The organism is Haloarcula montana (assembly GCF_035666295.1).
Lineage (GTDB): Archaea > Halobacteriota > Halobacteria > Halobacteriales > Haloarculaceae > Haloarcula > Haloarcula montana.
On sequence record NZ_CP142027.1, the window covers coordinates 2,886,244 to 2,903,155 of the forward strand.

The 16,912-nt window shown below is 65.1% G+C and carries 18 protein-coding genes; 3 read left to right on the top strand and 15 right to left on the bottom strand.

Translation table 11 applies throughout. The features are described from left to right. Nucleotides 1-13 precede the first annotated feature (13 nt). The 3 genes from VJ109_RS15260 to VJ109_RS15270 form a co-directional block, all read right to left on the bottom strand. Entirely contained in the window at nt 14-148 is a 135-nt protein-coding gene (locus VJ109_RS15260) for a DUF7128 family protein (RefSeq protein ID WP_276221497.1), read from the bottom strand. 169 nt (nt 149-317) lie between these two features. Further along, complete coding sequence (locus VJ109_RS15265; protein WP_324757892.1) at nt 318-569, bottom strand: hypothetical protein; 252 nt, start codon at nt 567-569, stop codon at nt 318-320. A gap of 156 nt (nt 570-725) precedes the next feature. Beyond that, nucleotides 726-1,553, bottom strand: coding sequence for a bacteriorhodopsin (locus VJ109_RS15270; protein WP_324757894.1), 828 nt, complete (start codon nt 1,551-1,553; stop codon nt 726-728). Between the two features lie 207 nt (nt 1,554-1,760). Between VJ109_RS15270 and VJ109_RS15275 the strand changes: the two genes are divergently transcribed. Together VJ109_RS15275 and VJ109_RS15280 are read left to right on the top strand one after the other, a co-directional pair. Then, a complete protein-coding gene (locus VJ109_RS15275) occupies nt 1,761-3,866 on the top strand; it encodes a CDC48 family AAA ATPase (RefSeq protein WP_324757896.1) in 2,106 nt (701 codons plus the stop codon). Nucleotides 3,867-3,937: 71 nt separating this feature from the next. Further along, the gene (locus VJ109_RS15280; RefSeq protein ID WP_324757898.1) at nt 3,938-5,470 is read left to right on the top strand and encodes an aldehyde dehydrogenase family protein; all 1,533 of its coding nucleotides are present in this window, start codon (nt 3,938-3,940) and stop codon (nt 5,468-5,470) included. Nucleotides 5,471-5,633: 163 nt separating this feature from the next. Here VJ109_RS15280 and VJ109_RS15285 read toward each other — a convergent pair whose 3' ends face one another. The 5 genes from VJ109_RS15285 to VJ109_RS15305 form a co-directional block, all read right to left on the bottom strand. Then, nucleotides 5,634-6,659 carry a DUF4349 domain-containing protein gene (locus VJ109_RS15285; protein ID WP_324757900.1) on the bottom strand — a complete coding sequence of 342 codons (1,026 nt, stop codon included), beginning with the start codon at nt 6,657-6,659 and terminating at the stop codon, nt 5,634-5,636. Between the two features lie 79 nt (nt 6,660-6,738). Further along, complete coding sequence (locus tag VJ109_RS15290) at nt 6,739-7,557, bottom strand: carbon-nitrogen family hydrolase (protein ID WP_324757902.1); 819 nt, start codon at nt 7,555-7,557, stop codon at nt 6,739-6,741. Continuing rightward, nucleotides 7,554-7,985 (bottom strand): SRPBCC family protein, encoded by a 432-nt coding sequence (locus VJ109_RS15295; protein ID WP_324757904.1) that lies wholly within the window; start codon nt 7,983-7,985, stop codon nt 7,554-7,556. Before VJ109_RS15295 ends, VJ109_RS15290 begins: the two co-directional genes overlap by 4 nt. Nucleotides 7,986-8,022: 37 nt before the next feature. Continuing rightward, nucleotides 8,023-8,247, bottom strand: a complete 225-nt coding sequence (locus VJ109_RS15300; RefSeq protein ID WP_276221482.1) for a DUF7123 family protein — start codon at nt 8,245-8,247, stop codon at nt 8,023-8,025. A gap of 79 nt (nt 8,248-8,326) precedes the next feature. Next, the gene (locus VJ109_RS15305) at nt 8,327-8,557 is read right to left on the bottom strand and encodes a DUF7525 family protein (RefSeq protein ID WP_324757905.1); all 231 of its coding nucleotides are present in this window, start codon (nt 8,555-8,557) and stop codon (nt 8,327-8,329) included. Nucleotides 8,558-8,639: 82 nt separating this feature from the next. On the opposite strand from VJ109_RS15305, the gene VJ109_RS15310 reads away from it, so the two are divergent. Then, the gene (locus VJ109_RS15310; protein WP_324757906.1) at nt 8,640-9,674 is read left to right on the top strand and encodes an LEA/WHy family protein; all 1,035 of its coding nucleotides are present in this window, start codon (nt 8,640-8,642) and stop codon (nt 9,672-9,674) included. 80 nt (nt 9,675-9,754) lie between these two features. Here the strand turns inward: VJ109_RS15310 and VJ109_RS15315 are convergent, their stop codons facing one another. The 7 genes from VJ109_RS15315 to tfe form a co-directional block, all read right to left on the bottom strand. Further along, nucleotides 9,755-11,473: a glycoside hydrolase family 13 protein gene (locus tag VJ109_RS15315; RefSeq protein ID WP_324757907.1), complete on the bottom strand. Its 1,719-nt coding sequence runs from the start codon at nt 11,471-11,473 to the stop codon at nt 9,755-9,757. 225 nt (nt 11,474-11,698) lie between these two features. Beyond that, nucleotides 11,699-12,733, bottom strand: coding sequence for a phosphate uptake regulator PhoU (locus VJ109_RS15320; RefSeq protein ID WP_276221475.1), 1,035 nt, complete (start codon nt 12,731-12,733; stop codon nt 11,699-11,701). 105 nt (nt 12,734-12,838) lie between these two features. Further along, nucleotides 12,839-13,912: an ATP-NAD kinase family protein gene (locus VJ109_RS15325; protein WP_324757910.1), complete on the bottom strand. Its 1,074-nt coding sequence runs from the start codon at nt 13,910-13,912 to the stop codon at nt 12,839-12,841. A 208-nt stretch (nt 13,913-14,120) separates the two neighbouring features. Further along, nucleotides 14,121-14,807 carry a competence/damage-inducible protein A gene (locus VJ109_RS15330; protein WP_324757912.1) on the bottom strand — a complete coding sequence of 229 codons (687 nt, stop codon included), beginning with the start codon at nt 14,805-14,807 and terminating at the stop codon, nt 14,121-14,123. Nucleotides 14,808-14,864: 57 nt separating this feature from the next. Beyond that, nucleotides 14,865-15,644 (bottom strand): DUF5803 family protein, encoded by a 780-nt coding sequence (locus VJ109_RS15335; RefSeq protein ID WP_324757913.1) that lies wholly within the window; start codon nt 15,642-15,644, stop codon nt 14,865-14,867. A gap of 4 nt (nt 15,645-15,648) precedes the next feature. Continuing rightward, nucleotides 15,649-16,320 carry a DUF2110 family protein gene (locus VJ109_RS15340; protein ID WP_324757915.1) on the bottom strand — a complete coding sequence of 224 codons (672 nt, stop codon included), beginning with the start codon at nt 16,318-16,320 and terminating at the stop codon, nt 15,649-15,651. Continuing rightward, nucleotides 16,320-16,847 carry a transcription factor E gene (gene tfe / locus VJ109_RS15345; RefSeq protein WP_324757917.1) on the bottom strand — a complete coding sequence of 176 codons (528 nt, stop codon included), beginning with the start codon at nt 16,845-16,847 and terminating at the stop codon, nt 16,320-16,322. Before tfe ends, VJ109_RS15340 begins: the two co-directional genes overlap by 1 nt. Between the last annotated feature and the right edge of the window lie 65 nt (nt 16,848-16,912).

Below are 16,912 nucleotides of genomic sequence, written 5' to 3' on the forward strand. Positions count from 1 at the left end.
CTGTCGGCTACCGTTACTGGATGTAGGAGGGGTCCTCGTCGTCGCAGTTGGACTCGTGTTGCCGGGCGTCGTCCTGGTCGTCGAACATGAGTCCACAGGATTCACACTCGTACCAGGTCATCCCGTCGCGTTCGGTAGCGACTACCATACGTGACGCTCCGGCGGCCTGTGGTATAGTGTTTTCCCGTGACACGAGCGACGTGTGTCGCTGTCGAAACCAGCAAGATAGCCGACCGGCAGGCATTGTTGAAACACTCAGACGGTGACACATTTCGTACCGGTTCCGGTCAGTAAAGGGAACACGGATAACAGACAGTTCAGGTGGAGGCAGAACGTCCGTTAGCAGCGTGTACTCCGATACGGTAGATGAAGATACCAACAAATTCGACGACGACGACTCCGACGACAGTGCTGAATACGAACGCAAGCCCCACTCCCAGTAGGAAGACGGATACTCCTGCGACTAACGGGGAGCGTGAGCCAGACTCTTTTGCCTCAGAGTAAACGAACGACGAGATGAAGGCTTGTACGACGAGAAATACGAGGAATCCGAGACCGAACGCGGGCATAGAAATTCGTTTTTTCTGATCCTATAAGTATTTTCGGCGACAATTGATGCGACACCTGACGAAGAGATACCCGGTAATTTCGCAACTTTCATCGAGCGGCTATTTATATGGCTAACTATCTGAAAAATGGGGGTTCAACGGAGTCTACTGGCAGTATCAGTCGTCGGCGGGAGCCGACCCAGTGCTCGGTTCGCGCTGTGTCGTGGCGACGGTCCGCTCGTTGGCGGCGACCCACCGCAACAGGAGGAAGGCGAACACGTACTTCGCGAGGATGTCCAGCGCGGAGTAGCCCCACGAGGTGACCCCGACGGACTGGACCAGCGCGAGTCCCTCGACGCCGACCGCCCAGATGATCGGGTACCCCAGCCACAACACGACCGTCAGGACCCGGAGGGTACCGAAGATCTCGCCCGTCCCGGCGTCGGCGGCGGCCGTCGGCCACTCCGTCAGAAGGGCGTAGAGGACGACGACGAAGAACGCACAGCTGACGGCGTAGAACAGCCACCGGAACAGATACGAGGAGGTGACCAGTGCCGCCGCGAGCCCGGTCACACACATCCCGATGTCGGCAGTGATGACGGTAAAGAGACTGCTCCGGTCGACGTCCGCGAGCAGTCCCAGCGCGAGCAGGATCATCGGCGTCGAGAGCGCCCAGGTGAGATACCGGCCCCACTGGCTCATGACCTCCTCGCCGGCCAGGGCGTGGCCGGCCGGCATCTCGATGAATCCGACCGTCAGCCCCGAGAGCAGGCCCAGGTAACTGGAGATCGAGACCAGCGGGATCAACAGCGTTGCGGCCCAGATAAACCGGGCGCGGTCGTTGGTGACGTTCCGGCCCATGTATACGAACAGGAGAATCGATACCCCCGCGAGGGCGATGTTGACCCACAACGACGAACTCAGCAACGCATCGTTCTGTATCTGTGTGAACGCTTCCCCCTGTGTCGCCTGTAACAGGATGCTGCCTGCGTCTACTGTGTTCATGAGTGGCACACTCACGTTACTTCACATCTCAGACGTATAAAGTCAGAAGCTAATTGATGGGGGTCGACCGGACACGCTGGGGATTCGACCGCCTGTCGAGGGAGCAGTCCTCGGGCGGCCCACCCTTCGAGTTCCGCACCGGAAACGGCGTGCCGTCCTGCCGACACAACGGGAACGCTGAAGAGCCTCGACCGGCTACGCGGCGGCATGAACGGGTCCCCAGACGGCGGTATCGAACTCACGGTCGAGGGAGCGAACAAGCGCGACGCCGGGCGTGGCATCGCGCGGCTCCCCGAATCCGTACGAAGCAGGCTCGGCGTACTGAGCGGCGATCCCGTCATCGTCGAGGGCAACAAGATGACTGTGGTGAAGGTGTGGCCGGCCGACGACGGCGGCCAGTTCGTCCGGATCGACTCCGATACCCGGGCGAACGCCGGCGTCAACATCGGCGACACCGTCAGCGTCCGGCAGGGATCGGTCACGGAGGCGGTCGACATCACGGTTCAACCGGCCGACCCCCTCCCCGGGACGGAGGAGTACGAACACACCGTCCGCTCGCGGCTCGTCGACCGGATGGTCCGGGCCGGCGAGCGGGTCCACGTCGACGGGCTCGGAACCTTCCTCGTGCGGTCGACGACGCCCGACGAGTCCGTCCGGGTCACCGACCGGACGACCGTCACGGTCCTCCCACGGACGGACGACGCCGGCGGCTCCGGCGCGACCGAACAGCCCGACTCGGCGCCCGCCTCACAGGCCGAGTCCGACACCGGTGTCAGCTACGAGGACATCGGCGGACTCGACGACGAACTGGATCGCATCCGCGAGATGATCGAGATGCCCCTCTCGGAACCCGAGCAGTTCCGTCGGCTGGGCATCGATCCGCCGAAGGGCGTCCTCCTGCACGGCCCGCCCGGGACCGGGAAGACGCTGATCGCCCGCGCGGTCGCCAACGAGGTCGACGCCTACTTCGACACCATCTCCGGGCCGGAGATCGTCTCGAAGTACAAAGGCGAGAGCGAGGAACGGCTTCGGGAGGCGTTCGACCGGGCGACCGCCAACGCTCCCTCGATCCTGTTCGTCGACGAGATCGACTCCATCGCCGGCTCCCGGGACGAGGACGCCGACATGGAGAACCGCGTGGTCGCCCAACTCTTGACCCTGATGGACGGCCTCGAAGACCGGGGTCGCGTGGTCGTCATCGGGGCGACCAACCGCGTCGACGCAGTCGATCCGGCGCTCCGGCGGGGCGGCCGCTTCGACCGCGAGATCGAGGTCGGCGTCCCCGACGAACCGGGCCGACGGGAGATCCTGGACGTCCATACCCGCGGGATGCCGATGGCCGACGACGTGGACCTCGACCGCCTGGCCGCACAGACCCACGGCTTCGTCGGTGCCGATCTCGCCTCACTGACGACGGAGGCGGCGATGGCAGCCCTGCGCCGGGAACACGACGACCCGGATGTCACTGGGGCCGACTTCGATACCGCGATGGCGACGGTCGAACCCAGCGCCATGCGGGAGTACGTCGCGGAGTCGCCGACGGTCACCTACGACGACGTGGGTGGCCTCGACGACGTCAAACAGACGCTCACCGAGGCCATCGAGTGGCCGCTGTCCTACGGCGAACTGTTCGCGGCGACCAACACCGACCCGCCCAGCGGGATTCTCCTCTTTGGCCCGCCGGGGACCGGGAAGACGCTGCTGGCCCGGGCAGTCGCGGGCGAGAGCGGGGTCAACTTCATCCACGTCGCCGGCCCGGAGATCATGGACCGCTACGTCGGCGAGAGCGAGGAGGCCGTCAGGGAACTGTTCGAACGCGCCCGCCAGACCGCGCCCAGCATCATCTTCCTGGACGAGATCGACGCCATCGCCAGCCACCGCGGGGACGGCAACGAGGTGACCGAACGGGTCGTCTCCCAGTTGCTGGCTGAACTCGACGGGATCACCGAGAACCCGAACGTCGTCGTCCTCGCGGCGACCAACCGCCGGGACATGATCGACGACGCCCTCCTGCGCCCGGGGCGACTCGAACAACACGTCGAGGTGCCGAACCCCGACCAGACCGCCCGCGAGGAGATCCTGGCGGTCCACGCCGCGGGCAAACCGATCGCCGAAGACGTCTCGCTGTCCGAGATCGCCGAAGAGACCGGCGACCTCTCCGGGGCCGAACTGGAGGCCGTCGTCCGCGAGGCGTCGATGCTGGCGATCCGCGAGACCGCCGCGGAACTGGGTCCTGAAGAGGCCACCGAGCGGGCCGACGAGGTCGAGATCACTCCCGACCACTTCCAGCGGGCGCTGGACCGCGAGCGCTGACCCGTCCCCCAGTCGTCTTTGTGGGGTGTGTTGACGCATCTCTTTTATCGCTGGCACGCCAACTAGTCGGTATGACAGGTCAGTCAACCAGTTCGTTGCACCACTACGTCGACGGCGAGTGGGTGGCAAGCGACGAGGGGGAGACCTTCGAGACCGTCGACCCGGCCACCGCCGAGACCGTGGCGACGGTCCAGATGGGGTCCCCGACGGAGATCGACAGGGCGGTGACGGCTGCCCGCGAGGCCGCCGACGAGTGGCGCGCGCTGTCGTACATCGACCGTGCGGAGTTCCTCTGGGAGATCTACCACGAACTCCGCGAGCGGACCGACGAACTCGGCGAGATGGTCTCCAGGGAGTGCGGGAAAGAGATCAGCGAGGGGCGGGCCGATGTCGTCGAGGCCGCCCACATGGTCGAACTGGCCGCGGGCAACGCCCGCCACCCCCATGGCGACGTGGTCCCCTCGGAGGTGGCCAGCAAGGACTCGTACATGCGCCGGCGCCCGCGTGGCGTCGTCGGCTGTATCACCCCCTGGAACTTCCCGGTCGCGATCCCGTTCTGGCACATGGCAACGGCGCTGGTCGAGGGCAACACGGTCGTCTGGAAGCCCGCCGAACAGACCCCCTACTGCGGCCAGATCGTCGCGGAGATGTTCGACGACACCTCGATCCCCGACGGCGTGTTCAACATGGTCCAGGGGTACGGCGACGCCGGCAACGCTATCGTCGAGGACGACCGCGTCGACACGGTGCTGTTCACCGGCAGCGCAGAGGTCGGCCACAGTATCGACGAGAAGATCGGCGGCCGCCCGGGCCGAAACGCCTGCTGTGAGATGGGCGGGAAAAACGCCATCGTCGTCACCGAACAGGCCGACATCGACATCGCCGTCCACTCCGCGGTGATGTCCAGTTTCAAGACGACTGGCCAGCGATGCGTCTCCAGCGAGCGACTGATCGTCCACACCGACGTCTACGAGGCGTTCAAAACGCGGTTCGTCGATCTGGCACAGCGCGTGACCGTCGGGGACCCGCTGGAGGAGGAGACGTTCATGGGGCCGCTCGTCGACCGCGAGCAGGTCGAGAAGTTCGCCCGCCACAACGACGCCGTCCGCGAGTCGGCGGCGACGGTCCTCGTCGACCGTGAGGAACTCCCGGGAGCGGAACTCCCCGAAGGTCAGGAAGCGGGGTTCTGGGTCGGCCCGTTCGTCTACGAAGTCTCGCCGGAGACCGACCTCTCGGCGTACCACCAGGAGGTGTTCGGGCCACACGTCGCCCTGGTCGAGTACGACGGCGGGGTCGAGCGAGGGGTTGCGCTCCAGAACGACACCGAATACGGACTCGCCGGCGCGATCATCTCCGAGGACTACCGCCAACTGAACTACTACCGCGACAACGCGGCGGTCGGCCTCGCCTACGGGAACCTCCCGTGTATCGGCGCCGAGGTACAGTTGCCGTTCGGCGGCGTCAAACAGTCCGGCAGCGGCCCGCCACACGGCCGGGAGGTCATCGAGGCCGTCACCGAGCGGACGGCCTGGACGGTGAACAACTCCAAGGAGATCCGGATGGCTCAGGGTCTTTCGGCCGATATCACGACTGACGAGGAGTGAGAGAAAGGCTGTCCGGACAGCCTTTGGCGGACGAGCGACGCCGGGTGGCCGAGCAGCGAGACGGGCTGTGTTGTTGCCGGGTACGACGTGAAAAGCGTCTCACCGGCAAACAACAGTACTGGACCGAACGTAAAAAAAGGTCCGGTGTCGGGAAGACGGCGGGTTACTCCGCCGCTTCGTCCTCGGCCGTCTCGGAGGTTTCTTCGTCCGCCTGCTCAGCAGAGGGTTCGTCCGCCGCGGACGTCTCACTACTGCCCCCGCCGAGCAGCGGGACCGAGCGCCCGCGCAGCAGTCGGCGGAGCCCCAGCGCCGGCACCACGGCGACGGCGAGCCACGGAAGCGCCCCGGCGATGGTCACGAGCGAGGCCTGTGCGAAGACGATCACGTCGTTGACCGAGCCCACGAAGACCGCGACGAGTGACTGCTCGTGGTACTGGGTCCGGATCTGGTCGATCCCCGGTTCGGGCTCTTGGAGCTCGATCCGGACCGTCGAGTACGCGACCCGTTGCTCTAACGACTGCTTTTGGGCTTCCAGCCGTTCGATCTGTTGTTGGACATCGGAGAGTTCCTCCTCGATTCGCAGCAGTTCCTCCGTGCTGTTGGCCTGATCGTAGAACTCCCGGAGCCGGTCCCGCCGGCTCCGGAGGTTCTCCAGTCGCGCCTCCAGGTCGACCAACTGGTCGGTGACGTCCTCCGTTGACGTCTCCTCCGAGAGAACCGTCCCCTGATCGGCCGCCAGGGCCTGGGTATCCTCGTAGGTGTCACTGGGGACCCGGACGACGATATAGCCGGTCTGCCACGTCTCGTTGCCGCTGCGGTGGAGTCGCTGGTCCGAGCCGCTGACGTAGCCACCGCGCTCCCGGACCCGGTCGGCGATAGTCGAGCGCGCCGCGGAGAAGTTGTCGACTTCGACCACCATCGATCCGGTCTTGATGATCGCCCGCTGCGTGGAATCAGGGACGCTCCCGTCGCCAGCGCCGCCGGCACCGCTGCTTCCGTCACCACCGTCGCCGGCGCCGCCCGACGCGTCGCCCGCGGCGTCGTTCTGTGCGCCGCTCGCGGCCTGCTGGCTGGCACTCAACTCCGCGCTCTCGCCGCCGTCGCCACTGCCGGCCTGTGGCCCGACGCCGGTACAGCCCGCCAGGAGGAGGCAGGCCGCCACCGCCAGGATCGCTGCTCTGTTGGACATGACGACTTACGCTGCTCGCCAACAGGGGTTAATAACAACGTAGGCTCAAAACGGGTTTTCTGTGAAAGAGGGGCTGTAGCTATCCCCAGTCCGTCCGTCGGTCGGCCAGCGCCGGGAACCCCTCGCGGACCCGCTCGACTCGGTCCGGGTCGAGTTCCGCGGTCACGAGCGCGGGTTCGTCCGCGGAACTCGCGAGCACCGTCCCCCACGGGTCGTACACCGTCGATCGTCCCAGCAGTTCGGCGTCCTCGAAGCTCCCGACACCGTTGGCGGCGGCCACGTACAGTTGGTTCTCGACGGCCCTGGCCTGTCCGAACAGCTCCCAGTGTTCGACCCGGGGGTACGGCCAGGCGCTCGGGACACAGACCAGCGTCGCCCCCTCGTCGACGAGTCGGCGGTACAGCTCCGGGAACCGCAGGTCGTAGCAGGTGGTCATTCCGACCGTGAACCCGCCGAACTCGACGGTGTCGACCCGTTCGCCGGGCTCCAGCAGTGAGGATTCGGCGGAATCGTAACCGAAGAGGTGGTGTTTCCGGTAGGTCCCACGCCGGTCGCCCTCGGGCCCGAGAAACACCGAGGCGTTCGCCAGTCCCGAGGACTGTGGCACGTCGATGCCGTCCGCGGCGCTTGCGGCGAGGTCCTCGACGATACTGCCGGCCAGCACCGCCGTATCGGTGTCCCGTGCCGCGTTGGCGAGTCGGCCGATGGTCTCGCCCGCGACGCTCTCGGCGTGGCGTGCGTACAGGTCGAACGCGAAGTAGCCGACGGTGAACAGCTCCGGGAGGACGACCAGATCGGCGCTGTCCGAGCCCGCACGCCGGATCGCCTCGATGGCACTGTCGACGTTGTGCTCGACGGCGCCGGCCTCGATCTCCAGTTGGGCCAGCGCGATTCTCATACTTCCATTCCGAGGTCCTCGCGCAGCGCCGTCTCCAGGTTGTCGATCTCGCCGCCGAGGTTCCGTTTGAAGAACCGCTCGACGCCGGGGAACCGACCGTCGACGACGAAGCGGTTGTGCAGGGCCGTTCCGCCGTCCTCGGTCGCCTCCAGTTCGTGTTCGCCCTGGACGCGCATCACCTTCGACTTCCCGACGAACCGGACGTACTCGGGGGGTCGTCGCTCGACGTCCTCCGTGTCGACCTGGACGGTCCTGTCGATGACGGGGATCGGAAGCCGCAGGAACCACGTCGAGGTCCCGTCACCGCGGTCTTCCCAGTCGGTAACGACGCTGATCGAACGGGCACGTTTCTCCGGGTCGGCGATGAACTCCCAGACGCGTTCGGGGGGCGCCGACACTCTGATGGTCTGCTCGACCCGGACGGTCATACAGGGACTCCGACCTACTCCCGAATGAATCCACCGACTAACTGGTGGTCACGCGCCAGGTCGTCGACCGGGCGCGGCCCCACTTCTCGATGTCGACTTCGTCGGCCTCTTCCGCGAGCCGCGGCAGTCGTGCACCGACCTGTTTGGCGGAGAGACCGATCGACTCAGCGATGTTCTTGGCGCGGAAGTAACTCTCACCCCGCGAGACGCTGTCCCGGAGATGCTCGAGGATGCGTCGGTCCTCTTCGCTGAAATCGGTCATACACGAACTACGTGACGGATCGATTTAACGATTCCTTTCTCCGTATCGTCTACGAGAACAGCTGTCGTCGGCTTGCTCGTCAGCCGTCGAAGACGTGGACGGCGACGATAGCGATCCCGGCAGCGAGCATGGCGACACCGAAGGCGACGCCACTGGAGACCTGGAGCCCTGTCGCTTCGAGCCCCTGCGCGGTTCGTGTGGCGTACGTGTACCCGTTGACTGTCGTCAGCAACGCTGCACCGACCGCGACGAGCCCGAAGACGAGTCCGAGCCCGAGTCCCATGTCGGTCTCTGCGTCCGTTGAAGCCATACCGGAGCATTCGCCGTCGGCCACTTAGTTCATTCGGGCCGGGCCACAGGACATATGTCGACCGCCACGAGAGGAGTGGACGATGAGACGGACACGTGCGGTCGCGGTCGTCGGTGTCGGGTTGGTCGTGGTGCTAGCGGTTGGAGTGGTGCTCGGCGTCCTCGGCGCACCTTCCGTCACAGCCGTCGAGAATCGATTTGCGGGGGTTTCCGAGGAGACAACGACCATCGAGACGGACTTGGTGGTACAGAACCCGAACCCGATCGGTGTCCGACTGGGCGGGGCGTCGGTCGACTACTCGGTCCGGATGAACGGCGTCCCGATCGCCGCGGGCGGACGTGAGGGGCTGCAACTCGGTACGGGCCGGTCGACGCTCGCGTTTACCACGGAGATGGACAACGGGCAGGTCCCCGCGTGGTGGTACACCCACGTCCAGAACGGTGAACGGACCCAGGTCGAGATCGACGGCGAAGTCCGGTCCTCGACCCTGGGTCGATCGCTGTCGGTCACACAGGGGGATTCTATCGAGACCGACATCATCGGGCAGTTCAACAGCACGGAGACCCGGCCGGTCGACGCGAACGTACCGCTGGTCTCCGATCCAGTCCTCTATATCAACGAGACCCGTGGCACCTGGGACCGACCCAACCTGACCCGCCAACAGTCGCCGATGGACCTCGCTTTCACCGTCCACAACCCCAAGTCGCTCCCCTACACCGTCTCGCGGATCGGCTACACCGTCTCGATGAACGACGTCGAGGTCGGGTCCGGTGAGACGACCGCCGGGCACGTTATCCGCCCCGGCGAGACCGAAACCATCGACGCTCGGGCCGCTATCGAGAACGAGAACTTAGACGAATGGTGGGTCACGCATCTCCAGCGCAACCAGCAGACACAGCTCCGGATCGACTTCTATCTGGTTCTGGAGGCCAGGGGAACCCAGATCCGGATTCCGCTGGACCCAGTCGACTACGAGAAGTCGATCGAGACGGACATCTTCGGGAACAAAGCCGAGTATCCGACCGGAGGCGGATCGAGTCAGGGAGAGACCGGTGATCAGGAGCCGAGGACGGCGACGCCGACCGGGACGCCGGACGACGGCGTCCTCGCTATCTGAACGTGAGTAGCACCGTTCACGGGAGCTTCGGCGACTGTCAGATCGGCGTTACGTGTAGCCTCTTCTAGCAGTCTCTCGAGTCACCCAGTCTGCGACAGTCGATGGACGACCGCTTCGTACGGCCGGAACTCGTGTCCTGACGGGTCCACAGGCGCATCGTCGTAGTTACCCAGTAGTAGTTCAGTATCACCGGTATCGACACCGTCAGCGTCGAACGTCGCGGGGATGTCCGACCAGTTGAGAACGACGAGCACGGTTTCGTCGCCGAGCGTTCGCGTGTAGACGTATAGTTGCTCGTGGTCCGGGAGCAGAAGCTCGTACTCCCCGTAGACGACTGTGTCCTCGTCGTGTCGGAGATCGATGAGTTTTCGGTAGTAGTGCCAGATCGATCCCTCATCGGCCCGGGCCGACTCGACGTTGATATCTGGATAGTTCTGGTTGAGCGCAAGCCACGGGTCGCCGGTAGTAAACCCCGCGTTCGCCGTGTCGGACCAGTGCATCGGTGTCCGTGCGTGGTCCCGGCTCACGTAGTTCACGAACTCACGCAGTTCCTCGTAGGACTCGGCTCGATCAGCGTCGAGGAGGTCTTCGATCGCTCCGATCGTCATCGGATCGTCGAGTTCATCCATCCGCCGGAAGTCGTCGTTCGTCATTCCGATCTCCTCGCCCTGATAGACGAACGGCGTCCCGCGTGCCGTCAGCAGGAAGGTAGCCAGCAGTTTCGCGCTCTCGATCCGGTACGTGTCGTCGTCACCGAATCGTGAGACGATCCGAGGCTGATCGTGGTTGCCCAGGTACTGCGCGGTCCAGGCATCCGCACCGAGTTCCGTCTGCCAGCGGCTCATGATCTCTTTGAATTCAGGCAGGCTCCACTCGCCCCACCGCTCGGGATCGAACCTCCCCCGTGAACTGACATCGAGATGCATATGCTCGAAGTGGGAGATCATGTCCAGTCCGTCGCCGCTCTGGCCGAGGTAGTCGTCAGCCATCTCCACGGTGGTGTCCGACATCTCGGCGACGGTCATCGCGTCGTAGTTCGAGAAGGTGCGTTCGTACAGTTCGCGGAGGTACTCGTGAATACGTGGGCCGTGGCTGAACACCTCGACCCCCTTCGGTTCCCGGTCAACAGTCCCGTCTGGAAGCCCGTCCGGTTTCGAGATGTAGTTGATTGCGTCGAGACGGAAGCCGTCGATCCCCTTCCGTAGCCACCAGTCGGCCAGTGACGCGATTTCGTCTCGCACGGTCGGATTCCGCCAGTTCAGATCGGGCTGCTTCTCGTCGAAGAGGTGGAGATACCACTGGTTCCGGCTCTCGTCGTACGTCCAGGCTGACCCGCCCATGAACGACTCCCAGTTGTTCGGTGGGACCGGATCGCCGTTCTCGTCCACACCGCCATCTCGCCAGTAATAGTACTCCTCGTAGCCATCTTCCCGGTGCCTCGACCGCTGGAACCACTCGTGTTCGTCGGAGGTGTGGTTGACCACGAGGTCCATGAGCAGGCGCATGTCGTGTGCGTGCAGTTCTGTGAGGAGGTCCTCCCAGTCGGCCATCGTCCCGAACTGGTCCGCGATGGAGCGGTAGTCGCTGATGTCGTAGCCGTTGTCGGCGTTCGGCGATTCGTACACCGGGCAGATCCAGACGACATCGACGCCCAGGTCGTCGAGATACCCGACCTTCTGCGTAATCCCGGGCAGATCACCGACGCCGTCGCCGTCGCTGTCGTTGAAACTGCGTGGATAGATCTGGTAGACGACCGACTCTTTCCACCACTGACGGTCCGGTATCTCGGCACCACTCATGTGAGTATCACGTCGGGACTGGATCAGAAGTATTTCGGTAGATACCAGGGTGTAGTGAGCCCCGCTCGGCCAGGCGGAATCAAACGGAACGGCGCCCGAACCAGCTTCGAACACTCCGCCACTACAGTCGAATACCGACGACGACACCGAGGCCCCCGCCGGTCCAGGCACCGAGAAGAACTCTCAATCGAGCGGTGAGTACCGCGACCCTGTGTAGCGTCCTACCTACTCGATCGTGGTGTGTTCGGACTCCTCGTTGAGCGCGAGGTTCGTCGCGATTTCGGCGTTTCGGACGGCGTACTCGGCGGTCTGTCGGAGGCTGACCAGCACCTCTCGAATCTGGAGCAGCGATTCGTTGTCCATCTCCGGGAGATCGTCGAGGATCTCGTGTTCCCGGTCGCCGATCTTGGCGTACTCCTCACGGACCTTGATCGCCGTGTCGTAGTCCCGTTCGACGGCGGCCTGGACCGCGAGTTCACTGATCTCGTTGACTTTGTCGGTGAACTCTCGGATGCGTCGCATCGTCGAGGACTCGACGTTCAGCGAGTGGTCGGTCGCCTCCAGTGCGATCTCCGCGATGTCTTCGGCGTTGTCGGCGGTCAACTCCAGGTTCTTGGCGATCGAGCGGTAGCCGATCAGCGGGAACCCGTCGTCGAGACCGATCGCTCGGGCGAGGTTGGGGTTCTGGTAGGCCGTAAAGATGAGCCGAAGCAGGAGGACGAAGATCTTGTTGGCCTGGCGCTCGCGGTTCAGCGCCCGTTGTGCGAGGTCGGGGTTCCCGTGGGCCAGGGACTTGATCGCCTCGTTGCGCATCGTCGACCCGGTCGACTCCAGCCGTTCCAGCAGATTGTTCAGCGTGAAATCCTCGGGATCGACGGAACACCGGATCGCGATCCGTTCGGGCGTCTCCTCGATGACGCCCAGACCCATCAACTGCGTCTCGGCGTTGTAGACGGCGTTGATGTGTGCCGAATCGAGCGTGCCCCCTTCCGGGGCTTCGACGTGGATGATCCGACGGCCGAGTACGTACTGTGCGACGATGGCCCGCTCGACCGCGTCGGCGTTGAGGTCCGCGGCGTGGATCGTCGCTTGCGATTCTTCCGACTGGACCGACTCGGGCAGTACCGTCAGCGTGCCCTTGCCACCCATCCGTAGCGACACCTCGTCGCCCTTCTCGACGTTGTGTTTCGACGCCCATTCCGCGGGAAGCGTCATCGCGAGCGTCGATGGCCCCAGACGTTGGACTTTCCGCGTTTCCATATACCCTTTGTTGACTGCCGCCCACCTTAATCTTGACTATACACCCACTTATCTCGATATCAATATACAAACACGCAAGTCGAGACAGCGAGACCTATACGTTCGTCAGGCGACGACCTCGACGAGTCGCTGTTGGTACCGACCGACGCGGACGCGGAACCACCCGGAAAGCGACTCGTCGAGCTCTGTGTCACCGGTGTCGACCCTGAGACGCCCGATCTCGTCTAACTTCCGGTTCGACGCGACGATCTGGATGCTCGACCGGCGTATCACCGCCGGGGAGAGCTGTTGGTTCCCGCGGCCGAAGACGAACCCCTGGCCGCCGATCGGCGAGACGACGATGACGTTTTCCTCACCCAGCACGTCCAGAATCGCCTGCTCGCTGGCGTCCGCGACCAGCACCTCGCCGTCACGCCAGACATCGACGCCCAGCGCCGTCCCGTCGAAGCCCAGCCGCGATTTGATCTCGCCGACGGTACTGCCCGGGCCGAGCACGTAGGTGACGCCCGGCTCGGCCTCCTCGGCGACGGCCGACGCCAGTGTCTCGGTCGATCCGCCGCCGCGTTGCTTGGCCGACTGGCGCTGGTCGGCGACCGGGACGGTCGCAACTGCCCGCAGTTCGGTCACTACCTCGCCGCCCCGGAAGGCGTCTTCGTCGATGTCGTTGACCTCGGCACGCTCGGTATCGGCGAACGTCGCGACGATGTGTCCGGCCGCTCGGGGCGTCACCCCGAACACGGAGGAGTAGACTTTCACTCCCGCCGGCACGCCGAGCATCGGTGTCTCGGCACCAGCGCCGTCGATCGCAGTCGCCACGTCGACGGCAGTTCCGTCGCCTCCGACGAACAGGACCACGTCGACACCGGCATCGACGAATGCCCGGACGGCACTCCGCGTGTCCTCGCCGGTCGTCGCGTCCGGATCAACGGGTTCGCCGAGGACGGTTGGATCGAATCCGGCCTCGCTGGCAACCGTCTCGCCCATCGGGTCTCCGTAGGTCAGCAGGTCCACGGCGGCGTCCGTGTCGCCGATCGCTTCGAGTGCTTCGCGTGCCCGGTCGGGCGCGCGCGGCTCGGCCCCGCGGCGCTGTGCCGCCGCGACTTTCCCGTCTGTCCCCTTGAGTCCGACGCGGCCGCCCATCCCGGCGATCGGGTTGACCACGACACCGATCCGTCGCATCGTATGGCGGTAGGAGGCCCCGCGGCAAAAGGCGACCGGGAGCGTGTGATTCAAGCCACCGGGCCTGGTTGGTCCAGCTATGCTCCCAGTGTTGGCAAGCGGCGTACAAGCGGGGATAATCAACGGCGCCGGCGCGGTCGTCACCGTCGGTGGACTGCTGTTGACTGCCTTCTGGCTCCAGTACCTCTATCGGTAGCTCCGACGCGCCTTACTGGTCGACGCGCTCACGGAGCCACGCAGCGGCTTCCTCGACGGCCGTCTCGTCGGTCCCCTTGAACCGGATCGTCACGTTCTCGCCGGGGTAGCTCCCGACGCCGACCGTGGGGAACTGTTCGCGGACGCCTGCGAGCCGATCGAGAAGTGCACTCTCCGGTTCGCTGGTCTCGACGGCGACCACGTGTTCGGGATCGCCGCTGAACTCCTCGGCGACCTCCTCGAACATCCGTTTCATCTCCGCCGGCACGCCCGGGAGGACGTAACAGCGCTCGAGGACACAGCCCGGGGCGACGCCCTCGTGGTTCGGCAGGACCCGCGCACCCTCGGGGACCTCACCGGTCCCGTCGGTCAGATCGTCGCGGGTGTAGCCGCCGTGTTCCGCCAGCCAGGCTAGGGCCTCCTCGCTCTCGACGACCTCCCGCCCGAACGCCGCGGCGACCCCCTCGATCGTCACGTCGTCGTGGGTCGGGCCTAGCCCGCCGGTGACGACGACCGCGTCGTAGTCAGCGTGGTACTCGTTGATGACTCGGGCGATATCTGCGGTCCTGTCGGGAACGACCGTCGCCCGCTCGACGGTGACGCCCCGCTGTGCGAGTTGCTGTCCGAGCCAGGCGGCGTTCGTGTTGACCGTGTCTCCGGCCAGCAGTTCGTCCCCGACGGTGACCACGGCGACGCGCATACCCTCCGGTACGATCGGGTGACACAAATACTGTCGGACAGCGCGCTCCCCGAGGGGTTACCCCATCCCCGGCGGCGGTCCACGGTCCCGCGGGTCGTCGTCCTCTTCGATATCGATTCCGGCCTCCTCACGGCGACGCTTGACCGCCTGGAGCTGGCGGTAGTAGTAGACGGAGCCGACGATCGCGACGACGATCCCACCGGCGGTCAGACCGCCGAACAACAGCAGATCACGCTGGAGGTAGTACCGGACGCTGAGCATCTGTGCGTCGACAGCGCCCCACGAGACGGTCATCCGGTCGCTGGTCGGGGGGACAGTCGTGTTGGCGTTGCCCGGACTGACTTGTGAGAGGAGCGGGATGCCGACCCGGGCGTTCGGTGGGAGCGTGACGGCGTAACTCCCACCGTCGACGTACGTCGGCGTCGTGAACTGTTTGCCGGACCGCGGCGCTGAAAAGGCGACCTCGCCGGAGACGTTCCCCCCGAACTGGATCTCCGTCCGCTGGCTGCCTTCGGTGGCGCTCAGCGACGAGTTCGCCGGTTCGATCACGGTCCCGTTCTCGTAGCGGAACCGCAGCCCACGGATCGGGACACTCCGCTCCCGACCCAGTCCGTCCCGCGTGTACACTTCGAAGGTCGACCGGTTCTCGACATCGTAGACGGCCGTGTACGACGACCGGTTGACGACGATGGTCGCGTCCTCGGGTGTCTCCCAGTCGTAGCTCGCGTTCTGGTTCAGTCGGTCGGGATCGGACGGTTCCGGTCCAAACAGGCCGGTACAGCCCGACAGCGCGAGCGTCGCGAGGACGGCGACCAGTGCGAGGTGGCGGCGATTCATTGTCTCAGGGGACGACTGCGAGCAACTCCGAGGGCATGTACTGCCCGATATCCGACAGCAGCCCCGGTGCGTCAGTGTCCGGGTTACAGATGATACTCTGTTCGAGTAGCCCGATGCGTTCGACGGTCACGATGTCCTGTGCGTGGCCCGCCCGGTTGACGGTCGCGCGGGCTTCCGACCGAGTGACGCTGTTGGCGTTGACCCGGCCGTTGCCCCGGGACCAGTCGTAGAGCCGATCGACGGTCTCGTCGGCCAGTCGGGGCTCCTCGCCGGCGACGAACTGCAGCGGCATGTGCTGGACGATCCCGAACCGTTTGCGGATCTGGGCGGGTGAGCCCTGGCCGAGGTTCAGTCCCTCGGTCGGGATACGGACCGTCTGGCCGAAGCCGACGTCAAGCACGAACCCGTCGTCGTCCCACTGTTCGAGGGTCCCGACGTAGGTCTCGCCGTCCTCGTGGGTCGTGACGAGTTCGCCGAACTCCTCGCGGAGCAGGTTCCGCGCGACAGTCGCGTCGGGACCGTCGACGGTCACCGTCGGAAACTCGTCGTCCCGGAGGCCCACGTCGAAGGACACGTCGAGTTCGCCGAACCGGTCCTGAACGATGCCACGCAGTCCATCGAGCGTGCGGTCGCGGGCGTCGCCGGCGACGTACACTTTCGTTCCGAGGACGACCATCAGGCTTCCACGTGTTCGACGTTCAGTTCGTCACGCAGTTCCTCGATCCGCGTCTCCATGGCGTCGACGAGCCGGGTGTTCTCCATGGACTCGACCTGGTTCCCACACTCGGGACACTGGAAGCCGAACTCCATGGCCTCGCCGAACTCGAACCGGATGCCACAGTTCTCACAGAGGTAGAACTCGTTGTCACGCTCGTACTGCCGGCGCTCTTCGAGCCCGTCGAGCAGCCGGTGCATCTCCTCTTCGAGTTTCTCGGGGATCTCGTCGTACTCGAAGGTCCAGAGATAGGTGAGCCACCCCGAATCCTCGTCGCGGAGCCGTCGGTACGACGCCAGGTCGTTCTCGTAGAGGATAAACAGCGCCCGGCGCACGTCGTTCAGTTCCAGGCCCAACTCCTCGGCCAGTTCCTCGTCGGTCACTTCGCCGTCCGGCGGCGCGGCGGCGACCGGCATCCCTTTCGGTCCGACAAGCTCGTGGAGGTATTTCTGTATGACAGGGTCCTCCAAGAGGTCCTCAAAAGCCATTACCCGTCTGTCGGGGGGTCACGTGGTTAAAACCTCCGGCTCAGGGCGTGGGTCGTTGGCGCCGC

Excerpts from the sequence above, each read along its gene's own strand:
- VJ109_RS15260 (WP_276221497.1), bottom strand. The coding sequence starts at position 148 with ATGGTAGTCGCTACCGAACGCGACGGGATGACCTGGTACGAGTGTGAA.
- VJ109_RS15265 (WP_324757892.1), bottom strand. The coding sequence starts at position 569 with ATGCCCGCGTTCGGTCTCGGATTCCTCGTATTTCTCGTCGTACAAGCC.
- VJ109_RS15270 (WP_324757894.1), bottom strand. The coding sequence starts at position 1,553 with ATGAACACAGTAGACGCAGGCAGCATCCTGTTACAGGCGACACAGGGG.
- VJ109_RS15275 (WP_324757896.1), top strand. The coding sequence starts at position 1,761 with ATGAACGGGTCCCCAGACGGCGGTATCGAACTCACGGTCGAGGGAGCG.
- VJ109_RS15280 (WP_324757898.1), top strand. The coding sequence starts at position 3,938 with ATGACAGGTCAGTCAACCAGTTCGTTGCACCACTACGTCGACGGCGAG.
- VJ109_RS15285 (WP_324757900.1), bottom strand. The coding sequence starts at position 6,659 with ATGTCCAACAGAGCAGCGATCCTGGCGGTGGCGGCCTGCCTCCTCCTG.
- VJ109_RS15290 (WP_324757902.1), bottom strand. The coding sequence starts at position 7,557 with ATGAGAATCGCGCTGGCCCAACTGGAGATCGAGGCCGGCGCCGTCGAG.
- VJ109_RS15295 (WP_324757904.1), bottom strand. The coding sequence starts at position 7,985 with ATGACCGTCCGGGTCGAGCAGACCATCAGAGTGTCGGCGCCCCCCGAA.
- VJ109_RS15300 (WP_276221482.1), bottom strand. The coding sequence starts at position 8,247 with ATGACCGATTTCAGCGAAGAGGACCGACGCATCCTCGAGCATCTCCGG.
- VJ109_RS15305 (WP_324757905.1), bottom strand. The coding sequence starts at position 8,557 with ATGGCTTCAACGGACGCAGAGACCGACATGGGACTCGGGCTCGGACTC.
- VJ109_RS15310 (WP_324757906.1), top strand. The coding sequence starts at position 8,640 with ATGAGACGGACACGTGCGGTCGCGGTCGTCGGTGTCGGGTTGGTCGTG.
- VJ109_RS15315 (WP_324757907.1), bottom strand. The coding sequence starts at position 11,473 with ATGAGTGGTGCCGAGATACCGGACCGTCAGTGGTGGAAAGAGTCGGTC.
- VJ109_RS15320 (WP_276221475.1), bottom strand. The coding sequence starts at position 12,733 with ATGGAAACGCGGAAAGTCCAACGTCTGGGGCCATCGACGCTCGCGATG.
- VJ109_RS15325 (WP_324757910.1), bottom strand. The coding sequence starts at position 13,912 with ATGCGACGGATCGGTGTCGTGGTCAACCCGATCGCCGGGATGGGCGGC.
- VJ109_RS15330 (WP_324757912.1), bottom strand. The coding sequence starts at position 14,807 with ATGCGCGTCGCCGTGGTCACCGTCGGGGACGAACTGCTGGCCGGAGAC.
- VJ109_RS15335 (WP_324757913.1), bottom strand. The coding sequence starts at position 15,644 with ATGAATCGCCGCCACCTCGCACTGGTCGCCGTCCTCGCGACGCTCGCG.
- VJ109_RS15340 (WP_324757915.1), bottom strand. The coding sequence starts at position 16,320 with ATGGTCGTCCTCGGAACGAAAGTGTACGTCGCCGGCGACGCCCGCGAC.
- tfe (WP_324757917.1), bottom strand. The coding sequence starts at position 16,847 with ATGGCTTTTGAGGACCTCTTGGAGGACCCTGTCATACAGAAATACCTC.